The organism is Sphingomonas panacisoli, assembly GCF_007859635.1.
Taxonomy (GTDB): Bacteria; Pseudomonadota; Alphaproteobacteria; order Sphingomonadales; family Sphingomonadaceae; genus Sphingomonas; species Sphingomonas panacisoli.
Genome location: NZ_CP042306.1, coordinates 1,027,513 through 1,046,893 on the forward strand (window position 1 = coordinate 1,027,513; position 19,381 = coordinate 1,046,893).

A 19,381-nucleotide genomic window follows, 5' to 3' on the forward strand; every position below is an offset into this window, starting at 1 on the left:
CGATAAGCGCAGGGCGGTCGCTCCGGCGCCCCGTTAATACAAGGTATCATGTAGTTTGACGTTCGAAGATGGATTGGAAAAGCTGCTCAGCGCCATGCTGAGTATGTGCATTCTGCTGCAAGCCTATCAAGTGCGTCGCACCGTTGGGACGTGGCTTTTTCCCGCTTGCCTGTATGGTTTGTTCTGGTTTTTGATGACCTTCGTTCCGATCGTGGTGTTGCCCTTGGTGCCAACGCCGGCGTTCGGCGTGTTCTTGATCCTGCTGATGGCGGTTGCCTTCTCGTTCGGCAGTCTAAGTGTGGATTGGCACGCGGCGGCTCGACTGGCGGCCCGGCCAACTATCGCGCGAATGTACGATCATTATCCGATACGATTGAGTCTGTTGTTGTCGATGGCAATGGCGATCGTGTGTCTTCTGGTAAATTCTCGAATACAAGGCATCTCGTTCGATCGCATGTTTACGTTCGACGCTGCGGTCGAATACACCGAAAACCGATATAGTGGCGACTTGATCAGCAACATCTTCCTCCAGATGGCAACAGTATTATCTTATGTGTCCGCAGCGTTGGCAGGATTAGTGTTCGGTGGTGTCACCGGATGGCGACGTGCTTGGATCTTGTTCTTGGGATTGGCGCCATCAGTTTTCGTGTTGTTAACGCAAAGCGCCAAGGGCGCATTCGTACTGTCAATCGCGATCTTGTATGGCGGTGTGTTGGCACGCCGGATCAACGAACGCCAGTTCACCATATTGGCGCCCGGCACCCTGCGCCGTATCGGCATGTATAGTTTGATCCTTTTTCCGTTGATTGCGCTGTCTTTCGTAGGCCGCGGCGCGCTGGATAGGCAATCTCTATCACAGGTCACGGATAGCCTTTTGCGGTATTTCGCAAGCTATACTTCCGCACACCTTTATGCATTTTGCGATTGGGCTAACTTTTATGGTGGGCTGCCTGCGTCGCAGATGTTCCCCTATGAAAAAAACACCAACGGATTTTACACGCTGATGGCGGTGTTCAAGCTGTTTGGCGACAACCGACCTGTCCCCCCTGGGACATTCGACGAGTATTTTCAGTACGGATATTATGTTCAATCTAACGTTTACACCATGTATCGGGGGTTGATTACTGACTTTGGTGTGGTTGGTGGCATGGTGTTCATGACGGCTTCTGGTGTGCTCGTTCATCAAATATATGCCTCGATGATCCGAAGAATCTATCCGTCAATTGCTACTGGCGCATTTCTAGTGTTCATTGCAGCAACATATTCGTCCGCGTATATCAGCGTATTTCAGTACAATAGTATATTCGTATTTGGGCTTATCATGGTGTTCATTTTGGCGGTGAACCGCGCCAGCGTGCCTGTGGGAGCGAGCCAGATTGGCAACGTCGCAGGGAACTCTGTTTAGCTTCCTACGGGAGAGCCTTGCGGCCGCGTGCGGCGTGTCGAGGAATGTCTTCGAGCTGCGAAGCTCCTCTCCTTGATGATCGCGACCGATCGTTAACCATTATTCGCTACCACAGATCGCATGGTTAGGTGGTTGAAAGGGCTCGGGACTGTCGTCGCGGCAGCGTTGGTTGCGTCGCCGATCGTGGCGCACGCGCAAAGCGCGATCGAGCTGTTCACGCCTGAAACCGTCGCCGTGGCGGGCGACATCCGCGTGATCGGGGTCGATGGCGAGCCGAGTTGGCTTGATCGCGGCTTCGGCAAGACGCGGTTCGACACCGATGCCGCCAATCGCAATTTCCGGATCGAACCGCAGGCGGTCGAGGGCGATGTGATCTGGACGCCGCGCTTCTCCTGGTCGCTCGGCGGCACGGTCGTCGCGACCGCGCAGCAGGGCCAGGACCACGCCGTCGATCTGTCCGAAGCGTTCCTGACCTACAAACCGTTGCTTGGCGGCGGGACCAAGTTGGCGGTGCGCGGCGGGCTGTTCTGGCCACCGGTCAGCCTCGAACATGCCGGCCCCGAATGGCGCGTGCGCGACACGATCACGCCGTCCGCGATTAATTCGTGGATCGGCGACGAGGTGAAGGTCGCCGGCCTCGAGGCGCAAGTAACGCGGCCGGTCGGTAGCGGACGGCTGAGCGCGACGCTCGCGGTGTTCGGTCTGAACGATACCGCCGGGACTTTGCTCGCATTCCGCGGCTGGGCGCTGCACGATCAGAAGGCGGTGGCATTCGGGCTGCAGCCGTTGCCGCCGCTCAACGCGTTCTTCGTGCCGTACGTCCAGGCGACGAAGACGCGGCCGGTGATCGAACTCGATAACCGGCCCGGGTTCTACGGCAAACTCGATTGGGCGCCGACCGCGTGGCTCGATGTGCAAGCGTTTCACTACGACAATCGCGGCAATCCCGAAGCGGTAACGCCGACGTTGCAATGGGGCTGGCGGACCAGGTTCGACAATCTCGGCGCGGTGCTCTCGTTCGGCGACTGGCGAGTCAAAGCGCAGGGCATGGCCGGCAAGACGCTGATGGGGTTTCCGGAAAACGGGCGGCTATGGGTCGATACCAGCTTCCGCTCAGGCTACGTCATGGCGACGCGCAATTTCGCCAAGGGATCGGTGTCAGTACGCGGCGAAGCGTTCGGCACCACCAGCATCGGGTCGGAGCTTGGCCGGGCTTGGTCCGAAAAGGGCTGGGCGCTAACGGCGGCGGGACGGCGCGACATCGGCAAGAATCTGTCGGTGCTTATCGAGGCGCTGCACGTCGACAGCCGCAAGGATGCGCGAGCCTCAGTCGGCCTTTCGCCGGACCAGGATCAGACGCTCGTCCAGTTCGCGTTGCGCGTTCATCTATGAAGGGAATATTTACGCTAGGCGCTTAGAATTGCGTCGTTATGCGTATCTTTGCCCTGTCGTTCGTGCTGTTGCTCGGCGCAGCCCCGATGCCGCCGTCGGCCGGGGTGAGCGTCGCCGTGCGTGGGCCGAACGGCCAGCCGATCGCGAACGCCGTGGTCACGATCCGCCTCGTCGGCCGCCCGACTCCGGCCGCGCGCGTCGGTAGCGGCTATGCGGTCCGTCAGCAGAACATCCAGTTCAACCCGTTCCTGCTGGTCGTGCCGGTCAACGCCGACGTGTCGTTCCCGAACTTCGATCAGGTGCGGCACCAGGTCTATTCCTTCTCGCCAGCCAAGCGTTTCGAACTCAAGCTGTACGCCCGCGAACAGAACCGCACGGTGCGGTTCGATCGCGCCGGGCCGGTGTCGCTGGGGTGCAACATCCACGACCAGATGACCGCATTCATCTATGTCACGGACAGCGCCTATACCGCGAAGACCGACGCGTCGGGCAACGTCAGCCTGGCCGGGGTTCCGCAGGGCGCGATTTCGATCAGCGTGTGGCATCCCTATCTGCGCGCGCCGGGCAATCAGGTTTCGCGCCAGATCAACCTGGGCGGCGGCGCGCGGGAGAGCTTTACGGTCGCGCTGCGCATGCCCCCGGCAACGTCGTCGTCCTATTGATGGTCGTCCGGCTGCTCAATTTCCGCAAACTGCGCACGCGTCTCGCCGCGCTGTACATCGCGCTGTTCGCGGCGGCGATGCTCGGTATGTCGCTGACGTTGCTCGCGGTCGCCGAGCGCAGTTCGACCGATCAGGTGCGGCGAGAGCTCGCGGCGAGCGGCACGGTGTTCGACCGGTTGTGGAGCCAGCGCGCGGCCCAACTCGGCGGCGCGGCGGGGCTGGTCGCGCGCGATTTCGGATTTCGCGCGGCGGTCGCGACGGGGGACAAGGCGACGATCGTATCTGCCCTCGACAACCTCAAGCGCCGGATGGGTGTGCCGGTCGCATTCGTCGTCGGCGTCGACGGTCGCGTGACGGGACTCGACCGCCCCCAACTAGCGGAGCAGGCCGCTGGACTGTGGAACGCGCTCGACGGCGGGCAGATGTCCGGCGTCGTCGATCTCGGGGGCAGCGCGCGGCACGTCATTGCCGCGCCGATCATGGCGCCGCAACTGACCGGCTGGGTGGTGTTCGCGACCGACCTCGACATGAAGGAGATGCAGGGGCTGCAGCGGCTGTCGGCGATCCCGATCCAGGCCGCGGTGTTCCAGCGCCGCGCCGACGGGCGATGGGTCGATCCGTCGGACAGCGAGGCCGGTGCGCTGTCGGGCTTCATCGATCGCGCGGTCACCGATCGCTCGGTCTCGGACGTCACGACACCGAACGGCACCGCATTAGCCTTGGTCAAGCCGCTGCCGGTGATGACGGGCGCGCCGCAAGCGGTCCTGTTGCTGCGCTATCCGCTCGACAAGGCGTTGGCTGGATATCATCGGCTGCAGCTCGCGATCCTGCTGTCGGGTTTGGTCGGGCTGCTGTGCATCGTTTGGGCGACGATCCGCATGGCGCGGTCGATCACGCGACCCGTCACGTTGCTCGACGCCGCCGCGGCGCGGCTCGCGGCCGGGCTCGAAGCGTCGGTGCCGGTAGAGGGTAACGACGAACTGGCGCGGCTGGCCGACAGCTTCAACCGCATGGCGACCGACATCGCCGAACGCGAGCGGCGCATCACGCATCTGGCGTTCAACGACACACTGACCGGGCTGCCCAATCGCGCGCACTTCCTCGAACATCTCGAGCACGAACTGAAGCTTGCCGAGCGCAACGGCGAGGCCGTCTCGGTGATGATCCTCGACCTCGACGACTTCAAATCGGTCAACGACACGCTCGGCCACCCGGTCGGCGACGAAGTGCTGCGGCGCGTCGGCGAACGCGTCGATGCCGATCTCGCGCAGAGTTTCGTCGCGCGGCTGGGCGGCGACGAGTTCGTCATCGTCACGCGGCAGGGCGCCGACGGCGAACCGCTCGAACGCCTGGCCAAGCGCGCCGGCGAGGCGGCCGCCCAGCACATTCAGCTCGAAGGTCACGATGTCACCCAGGCCGCGAGTATCGGGATCGCGATCTCGCCGGCCGACGGCGCCGATGCGCGCTCGTTGCTCAAGCATGCCGACCTGGCGCTCTATCGTGCGAAGGAGCTCGGCCGCGGCATGTTCTGCTTCTTCGAGGAGGCGCTCAATTCGCGCGCGCAGGAACGGCGTCGGATGGAAAGTGATCTGCGCACCGCGCTCCACGAGGGTCAGTTCGAACTCTATTTCCAGCCCTTGTTCGACCTCGACGCCAACCGTGTCGGCTCGTTCGAGGCATTGTTGCGCTGGCACCACCCCGAACGCGGGATGGTGTCACCCGTCGAGTTCATCCCGACCGCGGAGGATACCGGGCTGATCGTCGAGATCGGCGCCTGGGTGCTGCGCGAGGCGTGTGCGCAGGCAGCGGCGTGGCCTGAGCATGTGCGGATCGCGGTCAACGTCTCGTCGGTGCAGTTTCGCCGGCCAGGCCTTAACGAAACCGTGCTGCAGGCTCTCGCGGCAAGTGGGCTGGAACCGTCGCGGCTCGAACTAGAGATCACCGAATCGATCTTCCTCGAAGGGTTGGATACGACGACGCGGCTATTGCACGGCCTGCGCTCGCTTGGCGTACGCATCGCGCTCGACGATTTCGGGACCGGCTATTCGTCGCTCAGCTATCTGCAGAGCTTCCCGTTCGACAAGATCAAGATCGATCGCTCGTTCATCCAAGACTTGCTGACGCGTCCTGGCGCGGTGGCGATCGTGCGGGCGATCACCGACCTGGCGCGCGCGCTGGGGATGGAGACGACGGCGGAAGGGGTCGAGGAAAACGACCAACTCGCCGAACTGCGCAAGCATGGCTGTTCGTCGGTACAGGGCTATCTGTTCAGCCGGCCGATCGACGCGGTGGCGGTGCGCGACCTTCTCGCCGACGAAGCGGCAAGCAGCGCCGCCGCCTGACGCGATGAAACGCGGAACTGAACAGGTTGACGCGCGTCTAACCGTTCCTGGGGCGTAACCGTTCGCGATCGCGACGGGTTCGCGCCAAAGAAACAGGAAGGAATTGCCATGCTTTGGACGATCGTCGTCATCCTGCTCGTACTCTGGGCGCTGGGCTTTGCCGTTCATGTCGGCGGCGGCCTTATCCACCTTTTGCTCGTGATCGCGCTGATCGTGGTCGTCGTGCGCCTGATCCAGGGTCGTCGCGTCGTCTAGGGATAGTCTATCGGGGCGGCGTTTAGCGCCGCCCCGATCACAAGTTCGCTGTATTCGCGCTGTCCAGCGTTAGCCGCTTGCCTTGTGGGCGCGGCACAAACCTTCGAAAAATCAGAACAATAGATCGCCCACTTAAAACGGTGCGCAATCCGAGATAGCACGCGTCCCGAAATCTCATTCACTATATGTATAATTAGTATTGATCGAACCGCGATTTTGACGCACCTTGCCGGGCAGCAGCGCCGAAGAGCGCCGGGAATTGGCAGGGAGAGGTTCGATGAAAGGATCAGCATTGTGGCTTGGCGCGTCGTTGGCGGCGTTGGCCTGGGCTGCACCCGCGACGGCGCAGGACGCCGCACCGCAAACCACCGCGAGCGACACGGCGACGACCGATGACGTCGAAGGCGACATCATCATCACCGCGACGCGCCGCGACGAAAACTTGATGACCTCACCGATCTCGGCATCGGTGCTGTCGGGCACCGATCTCGGCAATAAGGGCGTGACCAACGTCGATGCGCTGCAATTCGCGATGCCGTCCGTGGTCGTGAACAATTTCGGCCAAGGCAACGATTTCAACGTCCGCGGCATCGGCAAGGCCGAGCACAACACGCAGACCACGACCGGTGTCATCACCTATCGCGACGGTGTGCCGACCTTCCCGGGCTATTTCCAGATGGAGCCCTATTACGACGTCGCCAACATCCAGGTGCTGCGCGGGCCGCAGGGCACGATCGTCGGCCAGAACGCGACCGGCGGCGCGGTGTTCGTCAACACCAACGATCCGATCATCAATGGCGGCATGCGCGGCTACGTCAACGCGAATTACGGCAATTACAACGACTTCGGTTTCCAAGGTGCGGTCAACATCCCGATCAGCAACACCTTTGCGATGCGCGTCGCCGGCTTCGCGCAGCGCCGGGACAGCTTCTTCAAGATCCGCGGCGCCGGCGGCACGGCGTATCCCTACGACAACGGCAAGATGGGCTATCTGGCGGGCCGCGTCAGCTTCCTGTGGAAGCCGACCGAAAACTTTTCCGCACTTTGGAAGACCGATCTCGATTTTCTCGATTCGGGCGCGTATCCGGCGTCGCCCTTCTACCAGCACAGCAGCTTCTACCCGACGTACAAGCGCGATCTGTACAATATCGAATTGAACGCGCCGCAGGACGCGCGCGACAAATTCGTCCGCTCTGTTCTGAAGCTCGAATACGACACGTCGAGCGGCATCAAGTTCCGCTCGGTGTCCGGGTATCAGACCGGTAACACGATGTATCGCGCCGACCTGGACGGCACGGCGTCGAACTTCGGCGACCCGACGACGATCGTGCTGCCGACCAATCCGACCGGCACGATCAAGAACTATTCGTTCTACGACAACGTGAACGAGACGCAGTTCAGCCAGGAATTCAACATCATCTCCCCGGACAACAAGCGCTTCACGTGGCTGATCGGCGGGTTCGGGATGTGGAACACCTATTACTTCCCCAAACCGTTCAGCAATTTCACGATCAACGCCTGCTATCCGTTCACGACGATCGCGGCGTGCCTCTATCAGCTCGCGGGCCGCAATCCGGAGCGTAACCTGGCGGCGTTCGGCCAGGTCGGGTTCCAGATCACCCCGAACCTGAAGATCGAACTCGGCGGTCGCTACACCGCCAGCCGATCGACCAACTATGTCAACGTCCTGCAATATGGTCTGGCGATCAACCAGGTGCAGAAGGTGTCGTCGGACAATTTCTCGTACAAGGCGTCGCTCGGCTGGAAGGTCAGCAACGACCAGTATCTGTACGGCTTCGTCGCGACCGGGTTCCGGCCGGGCGGCCTCAACGTGCCGGTCAGCGCCGCGACGATCCAGCCGTTCAAGCCCGAACGCATCACGTCGTACGAAGCAGGCTGGAAGGCGAATTGGGCGGGCGGCCATGTCCGTACGACGATCACCGGCTTCTACAACGACTATAAGGATTTCCAGGTCATCATCGGGTACCCGACCTTCCCGACGTTCGGCATCGAATTGAACGTGCCGAACTCGACGAAGATCTACGGTGGCGAAGGTGAGATCGACGTCAGCGTCGGCGGCTTCAAGTTCGGCGCCGGCGTCAACGTGCTGCACACCGAGCTGGGCCAGTTCTACGCGAGCGACCCGCGTGCGCCGGCGACCGGCGCGTGCGACCCGCTGAAGGGCGGGGCGGCCGCGGCGACGAACTGCATCAACCTGAAGGGGCGGCGGCAGACCTACGCGCCGAACCTGACGTTCAACTTCAGCGCCGAATACACTCTCAAGCTGCCGGGCGGCGACACCATCACGCCGCGCGCCAATTTCGGTTATGTCGGCAACCAGTGGGCGACGCTGTTCGAAAATCCGGCCCGCGGCGACCGGCTCGACGCGCGCAAGATCCTGAACGCGCAGCTCGCCTATACGCACGGAACGCTGACGGTCACGGCTTACGCCACCAACCTGACCGACCAGCATTACGTCGCGGCGCTCAATAGCGGGCTCTATTTCGCCGGTGCGCCACGCCAGTACGGGCTCAAGGTGCTCAAGGTGTTCTGATCCAATCGGCCGCCGCCTTTGCCGGCGGCGGCCCAGTTTTTCCTCGCACGTATTGAAGGCGGCATGCAGCGTTACAGCCTGACCATCGACAAGTTCCTCGATCATGCCGCCAAGTGGTTCGCCGATGCCGACGTCGTCGAGGCAGACGGCGGGCGCGTGATCCGGCGCGACGGCTATGCCGCGATGCGGGAGCGCGCCAACCGCCTGTCGGGTGCGCTGCTGGCGCTCGGTTTGAAACAGGGCGATCGCGTCGGAACGCTCGCGTGGAATACGCAGGAGCATTTCGAAGCCTATTACGCGACGATGGGGGTGGGGCTGGTGTGCCACACGCTCAACCCGCGGCTGACCGTCGCCCACCTCGCCGCGATCATCGGCGAGGCGGGCGACCGTGTGCTGGTCGCCGCCGCCAACCTCGCGCCGCTGCTCGCCGAGTTGCTGCCGCACTGTCCGGTGATCGAGCATGTCGTGCTGATCGACGAGGGCGCCGACATCGCCGCAATCGGGCTCGACGTCGCGCCGCGCATCTGGACCTATGCGGCGCTCGTCGCGAAGCATGGGGCGCCGGCCGCGTGGGGCGATTTCGACGAGGAGGCGCCCGCGGGGCTATGTTACACATCGGGGACGACGGGGCGGCCCAAGGGCGTCGTCTACACCCACCGATCGAACTACCTCCAGACGCTGCGCTCTAATCAGGCCGACGCGATTGCGATCACCAGCCGCGATACCGTGTTGCTCGGCGTCCCCATGTTCCACGCCAATGCCTGGGGCCTGCCGTTCGTCGCGGCGGCGGCGGGCGCGCGGCTGATCCTGCCGGGGCGCCTCACCGACGGCGCGAGCCTGGCCAAGCTGATGCGCGACGAGCGCGTGACGGTGGCGGTCGGTGTGCAGACGCTGTGGCTCGGCGTGGTCGATACTCTCGACGCGACCGGCGGCGACCTGCCCGACCTGAAGCGTGTCGTGATCGGCGGTTCGAGCTGCCCGGAGGCGCTGATCAAGCGCTTCGAGGAACGGCTTGGCGCGCATGTCCAGACCAGTTGGGGAATGACCGAGTTGTCGCCGATGGGCACGATCGCGCCGCCCGATCTGCCCGCCTCCGCCGAACAGGCATCCGGCCGCCCGCCGATGGGGATCGACCTGAAGCTGACCGATGCCGAAGGACGGACGCTGCCGCAGCAGCGCGGGGTCGAGGGTTGCCTCAAGGTCAAGGGGGCGAGCGTGGTCGATCGTTATTACGGCGCGGATGCCGACGCGCTCGACGACGAAGGCTATTTCGACACCGGCGACCTCGCGGTGATCGACGACGCCGGCAACCTCACGATCGCCGGCCGGTCGAAGGATTTGATCAAGTCGGGCGGCGAATGGATCAATCCGAATGAGATCGAGACGATCGTCGGCACCGATCCGGCGGTCGGGCTGGTCGCGGTGATCGGGCGCGACGACCCCAAATGGGGCGAGCGCCCGGTGCTGATGGTCGAGCCGCGCAAGGATCGCCGCATCGACCCCGCCGCATTGCGCACCAGTCTTCGCGGGCGGATCGCCGATTGGTGGCTGCCCGACGAGGTGGTCGTGGTGCCCGCCATGCCACTTGCCGCCTCGGGAAAGATTGACAAGAATCGGCTCCGTGCGGATTACGCGAGCGGCAGGTACAGCGCCGATCAAGTCGGCCGGTAACGGAGCGATGCGGTCAGTGGCGCTGAAGAAGGAAGACACCGGCGCGGCGCCCGCGAAAAAGCCTGTCCAAGGCGAAAAGCGCAGCAAGGCGCAGCAGCGCGCAGAGCGGCTCGAGCAGATTCTCGACACCGCCGAATATCTGTTTTCGCAGAACGGTTTCCACGGCGTCGCGTTGCGCGACATCGCGAAGAGCGTCGGGATTCATACGACGCTGATGCACTATTATTTCGAGGACAAGCGCGCTTTGTTCGAAGCGGTCTTCGCGCGGCGGGCGCCGGAGACGATCGGGCGGCGCATGGTCGCGCTCGAGCAATATGAGAAGGAGGCCGGGGCCAACCCGACCGTCGAAGGTGCGCTGCATGCGTTTCTCGACACCGATCTCGATCTGTATCGCGAAGGCGGAGAGGCGTGGATGAATTCGGCCACCTTCTCGGCGCGGATCAGCAACACGCCCGAGGGCGCCGAATTGATGGACCAATATTACGACCCGGTCGTGTTGCGGCTGGTCGGCATCCTGCGTCGCGCGCTGCCCGATTTCACCGACGAGGATATCTTTTGGGGATATCATTTCGTGACGGGCGCACTGATGAACACGCTCGCGCGGACGGGGCGGATCGACAAATTATCGGGCGGCGTGTGTCACTCCGACGATTTCCTGGCGGTGAAGGCGCGGATGGCCAAGTTCATGGCCGCCGGCTTCCACGCGCTGAAGGACTAGGGTTCGGGCCCTAACCGCAGCCCGGTGTCGCCGCGGCCATCGCCGGTGCCGCCAAGCCGAAGTTCCAGTGCCAGGGGATTTTCCCGTTTGCCGCCCGGCGACAGACGATCCGCTCGTTGAGCGCGTACATGCCGGGGAACAGGTTGGCGTTCGGCTTCGGCGTATCGGCGAGCAACATGTAGTTGCCGGCCTTGACGTCGTAAGCTGGCCAGACCGGCGCGTTCGCGGCTTGCGGCCGGCCGGTGCGGACGAAGCTGGCCCAATAGTCCGCCATGGCGTCGGCCATCGCCGCCTCGCCGGGCGTCGCCGGAATTGCCGGCCACAGCGGCCCCGTGCGATCGGTATTGTCGAACACGTACGGCAATTCGCTCGCGTGGAAACCGTGCAGCCCCGCAGCATCCTCGGCCGGATAGCTGTGGTCCCACAAATACAAATACGACGGCTGACCCAACGCAGCCTGCTTCGACACCAGCCGCTGCGCCGTCCAGCCGTAGAGCGCGTCGCGCGTCGCGGCGAGGATGCTCTCCTTCATATCGGTCGATGGGTAGAGCCGCAGGAATTCGCTCGCGAGGTCGCCGTAGCGCTCGCGGATCGCCGCTTCGTACTTGGCGGCGTTACCCGGCACCTTGGGCGCGAGGATCATCAGCGAGCGAATCTCGCCGCTGTTGAACCCGGCGAGCAGCGGCACCGGCGCCTGCTTGCCCTTGTCGAAGGTTGCGACGAGTTGCTCGGGGACCAGCTTGCCGTCGACCGTGATCCACGGCGCGTAGCCGAGCTTGGTCGCGGCCAGCGACAATTCGTCGGGTTTCATCCCGCGCAACGTCGCGATGTCGGGCGCCTGTAGTCCGCCCGCCAGCAACGTGCCGGCCGCCTCCGCCGCGATCTGATCGCCGCGCGCGGTCTTCAATTCGGGCATCGACACCATGTACGCGCTCTCGGCGATCGCCTTGGCGAACAGACCGCGCGCATAAGGCGACGCCATCAGGTACATGACGCTGAGGCCACCAGCCGATTCCCCGGCGATCGTGACGTTGCCCGCGTCGCCGCCGAACGCGGCGATGTTGCGCTTGACCCAGGTCAGCGCGGCGATCTGGTCGAGCAGGCCATAATTGCCCGACACGTGTTGCGGCGATTCCGCGCTGAGCGCGGGGTGCGCGAGGAAACCCAGCACGCCAAGCCGGTAGTTGATCGACACGACGATGATGCCGCGCTCTGCCAGCTTCTTGCCGTCATAGAGCGGCTCGCGGCTCGACCCGCCCGACAGCGCGCCGCCATGAATCCACACGAACACCGGCGCCTTGGCGGCATTGGCCGGCGTCCAGATGTTGAGCGTCAGACAATCCTCGCTGGTCGGCAGCGGCGCGGCGGGCGAATAGACCGAGACGGGCTTGGGCGACTGGAGCTGAATACACGCCGGGCCGTAATCGCTCGCGTCGCGCGTGCCGGACCAGCGGGGTAGCGGCTGCGTGGGACGCCAGCGCAGTGGCCCGATCGGCGGCTGGGCATAAGGAATGCCCTTGAATACGCGGATATTCCCGTCGGTGGTGCCCGCCACGGCACCGGCGGAGGATGTGACCACCGGCTTGTCCGCGGCGGCGATGCTCAGCGATGCGACGCCGAGCAGGGCAATCAGGCGAGCGATCATCCGGCGATACTCCTTCGACGGCGCAACAGGCTGGCGAGCCAGGCGAACAGCAGGATAGCGAGCAGATAGAATGGCGTCAGCGTGTACAGCGCCGACTGCAGCGAATGTGCGTCCCCCTGCGCGGCAAAATGGCTACTGATCCAGCCTACCCAGGTCGGTCCGAGACCCAGCCCGATGAAGTTCATGAACAGCAGCAACAGTGCGCTCGCGAGCACGCGCTGGTCGGGCCGGACTTCTTCCTGCACCAGCGCCACCGCCGACGAGAGGTAGAAGTAGTTGAAGAAATTGACTCCCGTCAGGAAGCACAAGGCCAGCGGCCAGGATGGCGCCCAGACGAAGCCGAGATAGAGCGGGATCGCGACGGCGAGCGACATCGCGGGGACGCTCGCATAGGCCGATTTCGACACGCTCGCGCGCCGGTCGATCACGCGTCCGGACGCCAGCATGCCTAGGCCCATGCCGATCAGAATGACCAGCGCGTACCAGATTGCGATTTGGCCGAGCGACATGCCCTTCTCGCGGCCCAGAAAAAGCGCGGCGAAGTTGCCGAGGCCGTAGGTGATGAACTGCGTGGCGCCGCTGCCCAGCGCCATCAGCATCAGGATCGGGTTGGTCACGAACATGCGCACGGTCGGCCAGAACGGTGCCTTGGCGGCGGCGTCATGGTTCGCGTCGTAGCGGCCGCGCGGCGGCTCGCTGATCAGCAGACGGACGATGATCGCGGCGACTACGCCGATTGCGCCGATCGTGATGAACGCCCAGCGCCAGTTGAACGCGGCGGCGATCGATGCGCCGAACGCGACGCCCAAGGCGGCGCCGATCACCGGCCCCAGATTGTAGATGCCGAACGCGAAGCCGCGTCGACCGGGCGGGATCGTGTCGGTTATGATCGCGTAGGACGGTGGCACACCGCCGGCCTCGCCGAACCCCACGGTCATGCGCGCGATGGCGAGCTGCGGATAATTGGCGGCGAACCCGCACGCCATCGTCGCCCCGCTCCAGATCGCGCAGGCGAGCACCAGCACGTTGACGCGGTTGGTGCGGTCGGCGAGCCAGCCGACCGGCACCGCGATCAGGCAATAGAACAACGCGAAATACAGCCCGCCGAGCCGCCCGAGCGCGGCGTCGTCGATCTGCAGCGATTCCTGGATCGGCTTGGCCAACGTGCCGAGCAGCGAACGGTCGAGAAAGTTGAGGACGTAGACCGCGCACAGCGTGATCAAAACGGTCCGCGCACCCTTCGGCAGCGGGGCGGTCGATCCGCCGATATCGATGCCCGCAGGCCCAGCTTGCGCAGTCATTCCAGCGATCCTCCCACGCGCCGGATTCTGTGCCGACGTCAGGCGCTTACCATCGTCAGAATGGGGACAATGTCAACACTCACTATAACGAGGATGAATATCTGAGGTCCAAGGTCATACAAGCCCGACGCGGCTTAACAAGAAGCGTTTTCCTACAAGGTTTCCGCCATGATATAAGCGAGCCGCTCTTTGACTATCTGAATATTCAGGCGCGCTTTGTCCAACTCCGGGCGAAGGTTCGGAAATTCGCGCGTCAGCCAGGAATCGCCTGCGCCAGCCACCTCGCTAGTGTAACCCAAGTGTAACCTTAGCCGTTCCTAAACCGCTTCGGCCCGCCGCTGGCGCAGTTCGTCGTTGAGCATCTCGGCCAGCAGGAACGCCAGTTCCAGGCTCTGCCCGGCGTTCAAGCGCGGGTCGCAATGCGTGTGGTAGCGGTCGGCGAGATTCTGCTCGGTCACATCGACGGCGCCGCCGGTGCATTCGGTGACGTTCTGTCCGGTCATTTCGGCATGGATGCCGCCGGCGAACGTCCCCTCCGCGCGATGCACCGCGAAGAAACCGCGGACTTCGCCCAGGATGCGGTCGAACGGGCGCGTCTTGTACCCAGCCGCCGCGACGGTGTTGCCGTGCATCGGGTCGCAGCTCCACACCACCGGATGACCCTCGCGTTTCACCGCGCGGACCAGCTTGGGCAGGCCGGCTTCGATCTTGTCGTGGCCGTAGCGCGTGATCAGCGTCATGCGGCCGGGGATGCGGCCGGGGTTGAGCGTGTCGAGCAGCCGCAGCAGCATGTCGGGCTCCAGGCTCGGGCCGCATTTCAGCCCGATCGGATTGCCGATCCCGCGCAGGAACTCGACATGCGCCGATCCGTCGAACCGTGTGCGGTCGCCGATCCACAGCATGTGCGCGGACGTGTCGTACCAGTCGCCTGTCAGGCTGTCCTGCCGGGTCAGCGCTTGCTCGTAGGGGAGCAGCAGCGCTTCGTGGCTGGTGTAGAAGGTGGTCTGCGACAGTTGCGGGACGGTGTCGGGGCTGATCCCGCACGCCTCCATGAAGTCGAGCGCTTCGCCGATGCGGTCGGCGGTTTCCTCGTACTTCTTCGCCCATGGGCTGCTGCCCAAGAAGTCGTGCGTCCAGCGGTGGACCTGGTGGAGATTGGCGTAGCCGCCCTGGGCGAAGGCGCGGAGCAGGTTGAGCGTCGCCGCACTCTGGCTGTACCCCTGCACCATCCGCTGCGGGTCGGGCGTGCGGCCCTCCGGCGTGAAGGCGATGTCGTTGACGTTGTCGCCGCGGTACGAGGGGAGCTCGACGCCGTCGATCGTCTCGGTATCGGCGCTGCGCGGCTTGGCGAACTGGCCCGCCATGCGCCCGACCTTCACCACGGGCAGCTTGGAGGCATAGGTCAAGACGACCGCCATCTGAAGGATGACGCGGAACGTGTCGCGGATGTTGTTGGGATGGAATTCGGCGAAGCTTTCGGCGCAGTCGCCACCCTGGAGCAGGAACGCCTCGCCCGCCGCGACGCGCGCGAGGTCGGCGGTCAGGTTGCGCGCTTCGCCGGCGAAGACGAGGGGCGGGTATGAATGAAGCTGCGCCGTTGCCGCGTCGAGTGCAGCGGCGTCGGGGTAGGTGGGGAGTTGGCGCGCTTCGTGGCTCTTCCAGCTGTGGGGAGCCCATTCAGACCTTGCAGCGCCCGACACCGGCGCCACCACATACCAATCGGCGTGATGCGCGATGCCGTTCGCCGCGATCTGGTTGAGCACCTTAGCGGACGCGCGCTTGCCGTCCTCCTCCCAGCCCTGCACCGTGCTGCCGGCGGTTTCGTACCACGCGCCGAACGCAGCGCGGGTAAGGGAGCGTTCCTCGCGGAAACGGCGGATTTTGGTGCCTGCCAGTGTCGTCGTCATCCCGCGCCGTTACCCTGATGGGGTAAATGATGCAACCGACTTCTTGCGTCGGCGCGGGACGGTTTTCTCTTTCGGGTAAATCAGCCGTTCGCGACCCAATTGCCATGGAACCCCGGCGGCACGCGGTGGGGGATACGGATGCTCGCGACGGGCGCGCCTTCGAAGTCCTGCGCGTCGATGATCGCGAGGTCGGTGGTCTCGTTGGGCAAGTCGATCACCAGCCCGACCAGCCAGCCGTCACCCTCGGGCGCGTCGTCGCTACGCGGCACGAACACGAACTCGCCGGGATAACGGCCGGGGCCGAAATCGTGCGTCTGCTTCGTCCCCTCGGCCAGATCGTGGCGATAGAGCTTGGTGTCGCCGATCGCGAAATCACCCTCGGGCAGCCCCATCGTATAGGCGTAGTGATACGGCTGGCCAAAGAAGCGTTCGTCGGGACGCGGGAATTCCTGCGGCGTCGCATCGATCGTCTTGCGCTCGACGGTCTTCGCGATCGGATCGATGATCCAGCGCTCCAGGCCGAGCGACTTGCCCGACGGCCCGCCGGTCAGTTCCGCGAACATCGTGTCGTAGACGCAGGCGTCGAGCACGACCCGGCCGTCCGCCACGTCGAACGCGTTGGCGACGTGGAAGATGTAGACTTGCGGACAATCTACCCAGACCACGTCGTCCGCACCGCCGTTACGAGGCAGTAGGCCGATACGCGCCTGATGTTCCGGATTCCAGCGATAGGGGAACGAGTGCCCGCCGATCAGCGCCTTCATCGAAAAAGTAACGGGCAAATCGAGGATCAGCGCATACCGCGCGGTAATCGCACAATCGTGGATCGACGGCCCGTGCTTGACCGGGATCGCGACCTCGCGCGTCACCTTGCCGCTCGCGTCGATCACGACATGGCGGATTTGGTCGGGAACGGTCGCTTCGTAGCAGATCGCGTGGTTCTCGCCGGTCGCCGGATCGAGATGCGGATGCGCGGTGAAGCTGCCCATCAGCGTGTCGTCGAACGGATTGTAGGTTTGCTCGTCGAGCGTGTCGGACAGTTCGACCGGGTACGACCCCGCCTCGACCAAAGCCCAGGTCCGCCCGCCGATGCCGAGCACATTGGTGTTGACCGTGTCGAACCCGCCATGACGCGGACCGGGGGCGTGCGGCATGCCGGTCTCCGCCTCGACCCGCTTCGACCGGATCCAGCGGTTGCGGTACCACAACGCCTGGCCGTCCTTCAGCGCGATGACGTGGACCATGCCGTCGCCGGTGAACCAATGATAGCCCTTCGCCTCGGGCGCGGCAGGATTGGGGCCGATGCGCAGATAGCGGCCGTCGAGCTCGTCGGGGATCGTGCCGGTAACGGGCAGATCCTCCAGCGTCAGCTCGGCGGCCATCGGCTTGTGAATGCCGGTCAGGAACGGATGGTCGGTCTCCGGCATGCGCTTGCGATTGAACTCGGCGACGACGCCGATCCCCTTGGTAACGGTGCCGCGGATTGCATTTTCGATGACACTGGCCATGACTGGTCTCCGACTCGAAGTTTATGGCGTAAACATACGATCTATGATAACAGTGTCAACATGAAAGATTCTGAAGGCGACCAAATCCTATCATCATGGCGATTTGCGCGCGGCGTTGATCGCCGAGGGGCTGCGCATGCTCGAGGAGCGAGAGGATGCCGATCTGTCGCTACGTGAGATCGCGCGGTCGGTCGGGGTCAGCGCGACGGCGGTATATCGGCACTTCCCCGACAAGGAGGCGTTACGCGCCGCCCTGGCCTCGGCCGCCTACGATCGAATGGGGGAAGCGCAGCGTGCCGCGGCGTCGGCCTATGAGGACGTGCTCGACCAGTTCCAGGCAACCGGGCGGACCTATGTCCGCTTCGCGCTCGATCATCCCGCGCTATTCCGCCTGATGTCGTCGATGGGTCCGCACGACGATTTGTTCGCGCTCGACGACGGGGAGGACGACGACGCCAGCAAGTTGCTGCGCGATTACGCGTTCAGGCTGGCGGGCGAAGGCGCGAGCATCGACACGGTGCGGGCGATCGCCATGCGCTCCTGGGCGCTGGTCCACGGACTCGCAGTGCTGATGCTCCAGGGCTACGTCCCGCGCGACGAAGCGCTGATCGACGCGGTGGTCGATACGCGTGCGCTGGGGATGAACCGCTCTTAGTATCCTGCGTCGAGATCGACGACATTCTCCATCGCCCGCCCGTTCACGAACGCGTCGATGTTGCGCAGGAACAAGGCGGCGGCGCGGGGAAACATCTTGGTCTGGCTGCGGCCCGACAGATGCATGGTGACCATGCAATTGGGCGCCGACCAGAGCGGGTGATCGGGTGGCAGCGGCTCGGGATTGGTGGGATCGAGGAACGCGCCGGCGATCTTGCGGCCATTGAGCGCATCGAGGAGCGCCGCTTCGTCGATCATGTCGCCGCGCGCGATGTTGATCAGCCACGCGCTCGGCTTCATCGCGGCGAGTTCGGCGGCGCCGATCATCGCCTTCGTCGCGTCCGTGGAGGGGGCGGCGAGGATAACCCAGTCGAACTCGCCGAGCTTCGCTTGCCACTGATCCGGCATCAGCGTGCCGTTGCGGCCCGATCGAGTCACGCCGGTCACCGCGACGCCGAACGCCACCAGACGCTCGCCGATCAGCTTCCCGATCGCGCCCATGCCGACGATCAGCGCTTTGGTCTCGAACAGTTCTACTTTGCCCGGCGCATCCTTCGGCCATTCGTGGCGGTCCTGCGCGCGGACAACTTCGTCGAACCGCTTGGCCGCGGCGAGCACGCCCAGCACGGCATATTCGGCGACCGCCAGCGCGTTGATGCCGACGCCGTTGGTCAGGATGGTGCCGCGTTGCTTCAGCACGTCGAGCGGGAAGGCGTCGAGTCCGGCATAGATGGTCGACACCCATTTCAGCCGCTCGCCGTGGCGGATCGCCTCGGCGGTCAGTTCGGTCGGCTGCATATCGACCCAGGCGATATCGGCGTCGGCGATCATCGCATTGGCTTCGGCCGGGGAGGCGAACCAGGCTGCCTCGACGCCGGCGGGCAGTTGCGGCTCGAGCAACGGGCGGGCGAGCGCGGGCAGGACGGCCTTCATGCCTGCTGATACCGCGCGGCGAACTCGGCGTCGGACATCACCAGGAATCGGATAAAATCGACGAACGCCCACAACGCGCTGACGAACGCGCCGACCAAGGTGCAGGTCAGCACCAGCATCATGATGCCGGTGCCGGTCCGCCCGAGATAGAAACGATGTACGCCGAACACGCCGACGAAGAATGCCAGCAACGCGGCGGTCAATTTGTTGCGGTCGCTGCGCGGGGCCTTGGGCGTGGCGCTGTAGGTGCCCGGCTGGCGATAGATGCGCCGCGCCTGGCGCCCCTCCGCTTCGAAATCGATCTGCGCGCCGATCGACGGCCCGACGCGGTCGGCCCAATCGTCGGGCCGGAACACGTAGCGCTGGCCGTCCTCGCCCGAAATCTGCCCATCGCCGGTCGCAACATCGACCCCGAGCACCTGTCCGCGCATCTC

General features: G+C 64.3%; 15 protein-coding genes. 9 read left to right on the forward strand and 6 right to left on the reverse strand.

The window, feature by feature from the left end:
- Nucleotides 1–73: 73 nt before the first annotated feature.
- From FPZ24_RS05195 to FPZ24_RS05230, 8 genes are all read left to right on the forward strand, one after another.
- Nucleotides 74–1,405 carry an O-antigen polymerase gene (locus FPZ24_RS05195; protein ID WP_146570034.1) on the forward strand — a complete coding sequence of 444 codons (1,332 nt, stop codon included), beginning with the start codon at nt 74–76 and terminating at the stop codon, nt 1,403–1,405.
- Nucleotides 1,406–1,537: 132 nt separating this feature from the next.
- Nucleotides 1,538–2,797: a hypothetical protein gene (locus FPZ24_RS05200; RefSeq protein ID WP_146570035.1), complete on the forward strand. Its 1,260-nt coding sequence runs from the start codon at nt 1,538–1,540 to the stop codon at nt 2,795–2,797.
- Between the two features lie 38 nt (nt 2,798–2,835).
- Complete coding sequence (locus tag FPZ24_RS05205) at nt 2,836–3,459, forward strand: methylamine utilization protein (RefSeq protein ID WP_186729080.1); 624 nt, start codon at nt 2,836–2,838, stop codon at nt 3,457–3,459.
- Nucleotides 3,459–5,801 (forward strand): putative bifunctional diguanylate cyclase/phosphodiesterase, encoded by a 2,343-nt coding sequence (locus FPZ24_RS05210; RefSeq protein ID WP_146570036.1) that lies wholly within the window; start codon nt 3,459–3,461, stop codon nt 5,799–5,801. The genes FPZ24_RS05205 and FPZ24_RS05210 overlap by 1 nt, the downstream gene beginning before the upstream one ends.
- Before the next feature lie 108 nt (nt 5,802–5,909).
- Nucleotides 5,910–6,056 (forward strand): lmo0937 family membrane protein, encoded by a 147-nt coding sequence (locus FPZ24_RS05215; RefSeq protein WP_146570037.1) that lies wholly within the window; start codon nt 5,910–5,912, stop codon nt 6,054–6,056.
- Between the two features lie 277 nt (nt 6,057–6,333).
- On the forward strand, nt 6,334–8,610 hold the full coding sequence (locus FPZ24_RS05220) for a TonB-dependent receptor (RefSeq protein WP_146570038.1): 2,277 nt from the start codon (nt 6,334–6,336) through the stop codon (nt 8,608–8,610).
- 63 nt (nt 8,611–8,673) lie between these two features.
- A complete protein-coding gene (locus tag FPZ24_RS05225; RefSeq protein WP_146570039.1) occupies nt 8,674–10,281 on the forward strand; it encodes an AMP-binding protein in 1,608 nt (535 codons plus the stop codon).
- Between the two features lie 7 nt (nt 10,282–10,288).
- On the forward strand, nt 10,289–10,999 hold the full coding sequence (locus FPZ24_RS05230; RefSeq protein WP_146570040.1) for a TetR/AcrR family transcriptional regulator: 711 nt from the start codon (nt 10,289–10,291) through the stop codon (nt 10,997–10,999).
- A 10-nt stretch (nt 11,000–11,009) separates the two neighbouring features.
- Here FPZ24_RS05230 and FPZ24_RS05235 read toward each other — a convergent pair whose 3' ends face one another.
- From FPZ24_RS05235 to FPZ24_RS05250, 4 genes are all read right to left on the reverse strand, one after another.
- Nucleotides 11,010–12,644 (reverse strand): carboxylesterase/lipase family protein, encoded by a 1,635-nt coding sequence (locus tag FPZ24_RS05235; protein WP_146570041.1) that lies wholly within the window; start codon nt 12,642–12,644, stop codon nt 11,010–11,012.
- Nucleotides 12,641–13,945 (reverse strand): spinster family MFS transporter, encoded by a 1,305-nt coding sequence (locus FPZ24_RS05240; RefSeq protein ID WP_146570042.1) that lies wholly within the window; start codon nt 13,943–13,945, stop codon nt 12,641–12,643. The genes FPZ24_RS05235 and FPZ24_RS05240 overlap by 4 nt, the downstream gene beginning before the upstream one ends.
- Nucleotides 13,946–14,262: 317 nt before the next feature.
- Entirely contained in the window at nt 14,263–15,852 is a 1,590-nt protein-coding gene (locus FPZ24_RS05245) for a class II 3-deoxy-7-phosphoheptulonate synthase (protein ID WP_146570043.1), read from the reverse strand.
- An 80-nt stretch (nt 15,853–15,932) separates the two neighbouring features.
- Complete coding sequence (locus FPZ24_RS05250; RefSeq protein ID WP_146570044.1) at nt 15,933–17,360, reverse strand: 8'-apo-carotenoid 13,14-cleaving dioxygenase; 1,428 nt, start codon at nt 17,358–17,360, stop codon at nt 15,933–15,935.
- Nucleotides 17,361–17,496: 136 nt separating this feature from the next.
- Here FPZ24_RS05250 and FPZ24_RS05255 point away from each other — a divergent pair, with 136 nt between their 5' ends.
- Nucleotides 17,497–18,015, forward strand: coding sequence for a TetR/AcrR family transcriptional regulator (locus FPZ24_RS05255; protein WP_146570045.1), 519 nt, complete (start codon nt 17,497–17,499; stop codon nt 18,013–18,015).
- Here FPZ24_RS05255 and FPZ24_RS05260 read toward each other — a convergent pair.
- Nucleotides 18,012–18,947: a D-2-hydroxyacid dehydrogenase gene (locus FPZ24_RS05260; protein ID WP_146570046.1), complete on the reverse strand. Its 936-nt coding sequence runs from the start codon at nt 18,945–18,947 to the stop codon at nt 18,012–18,014. The genes FPZ24_RS05255 and FPZ24_RS05260 overlap by 4 nt on opposite strands.
- Nucleotides 18,944–19,378 (reverse strand): TM2 domain-containing protein, encoded by a 435-nt coding sequence (locus FPZ24_RS05265; protein WP_146570047.1) that lies wholly within the window; start codon nt 19,376–19,378, stop codon nt 18,944–18,946. The genes FPZ24_RS05260 and FPZ24_RS05265 overlap by 4 nt, the downstream gene beginning before the upstream one ends.
- Nucleotides 19,379–19,381 lie beyond the last annotated feature (3 nt).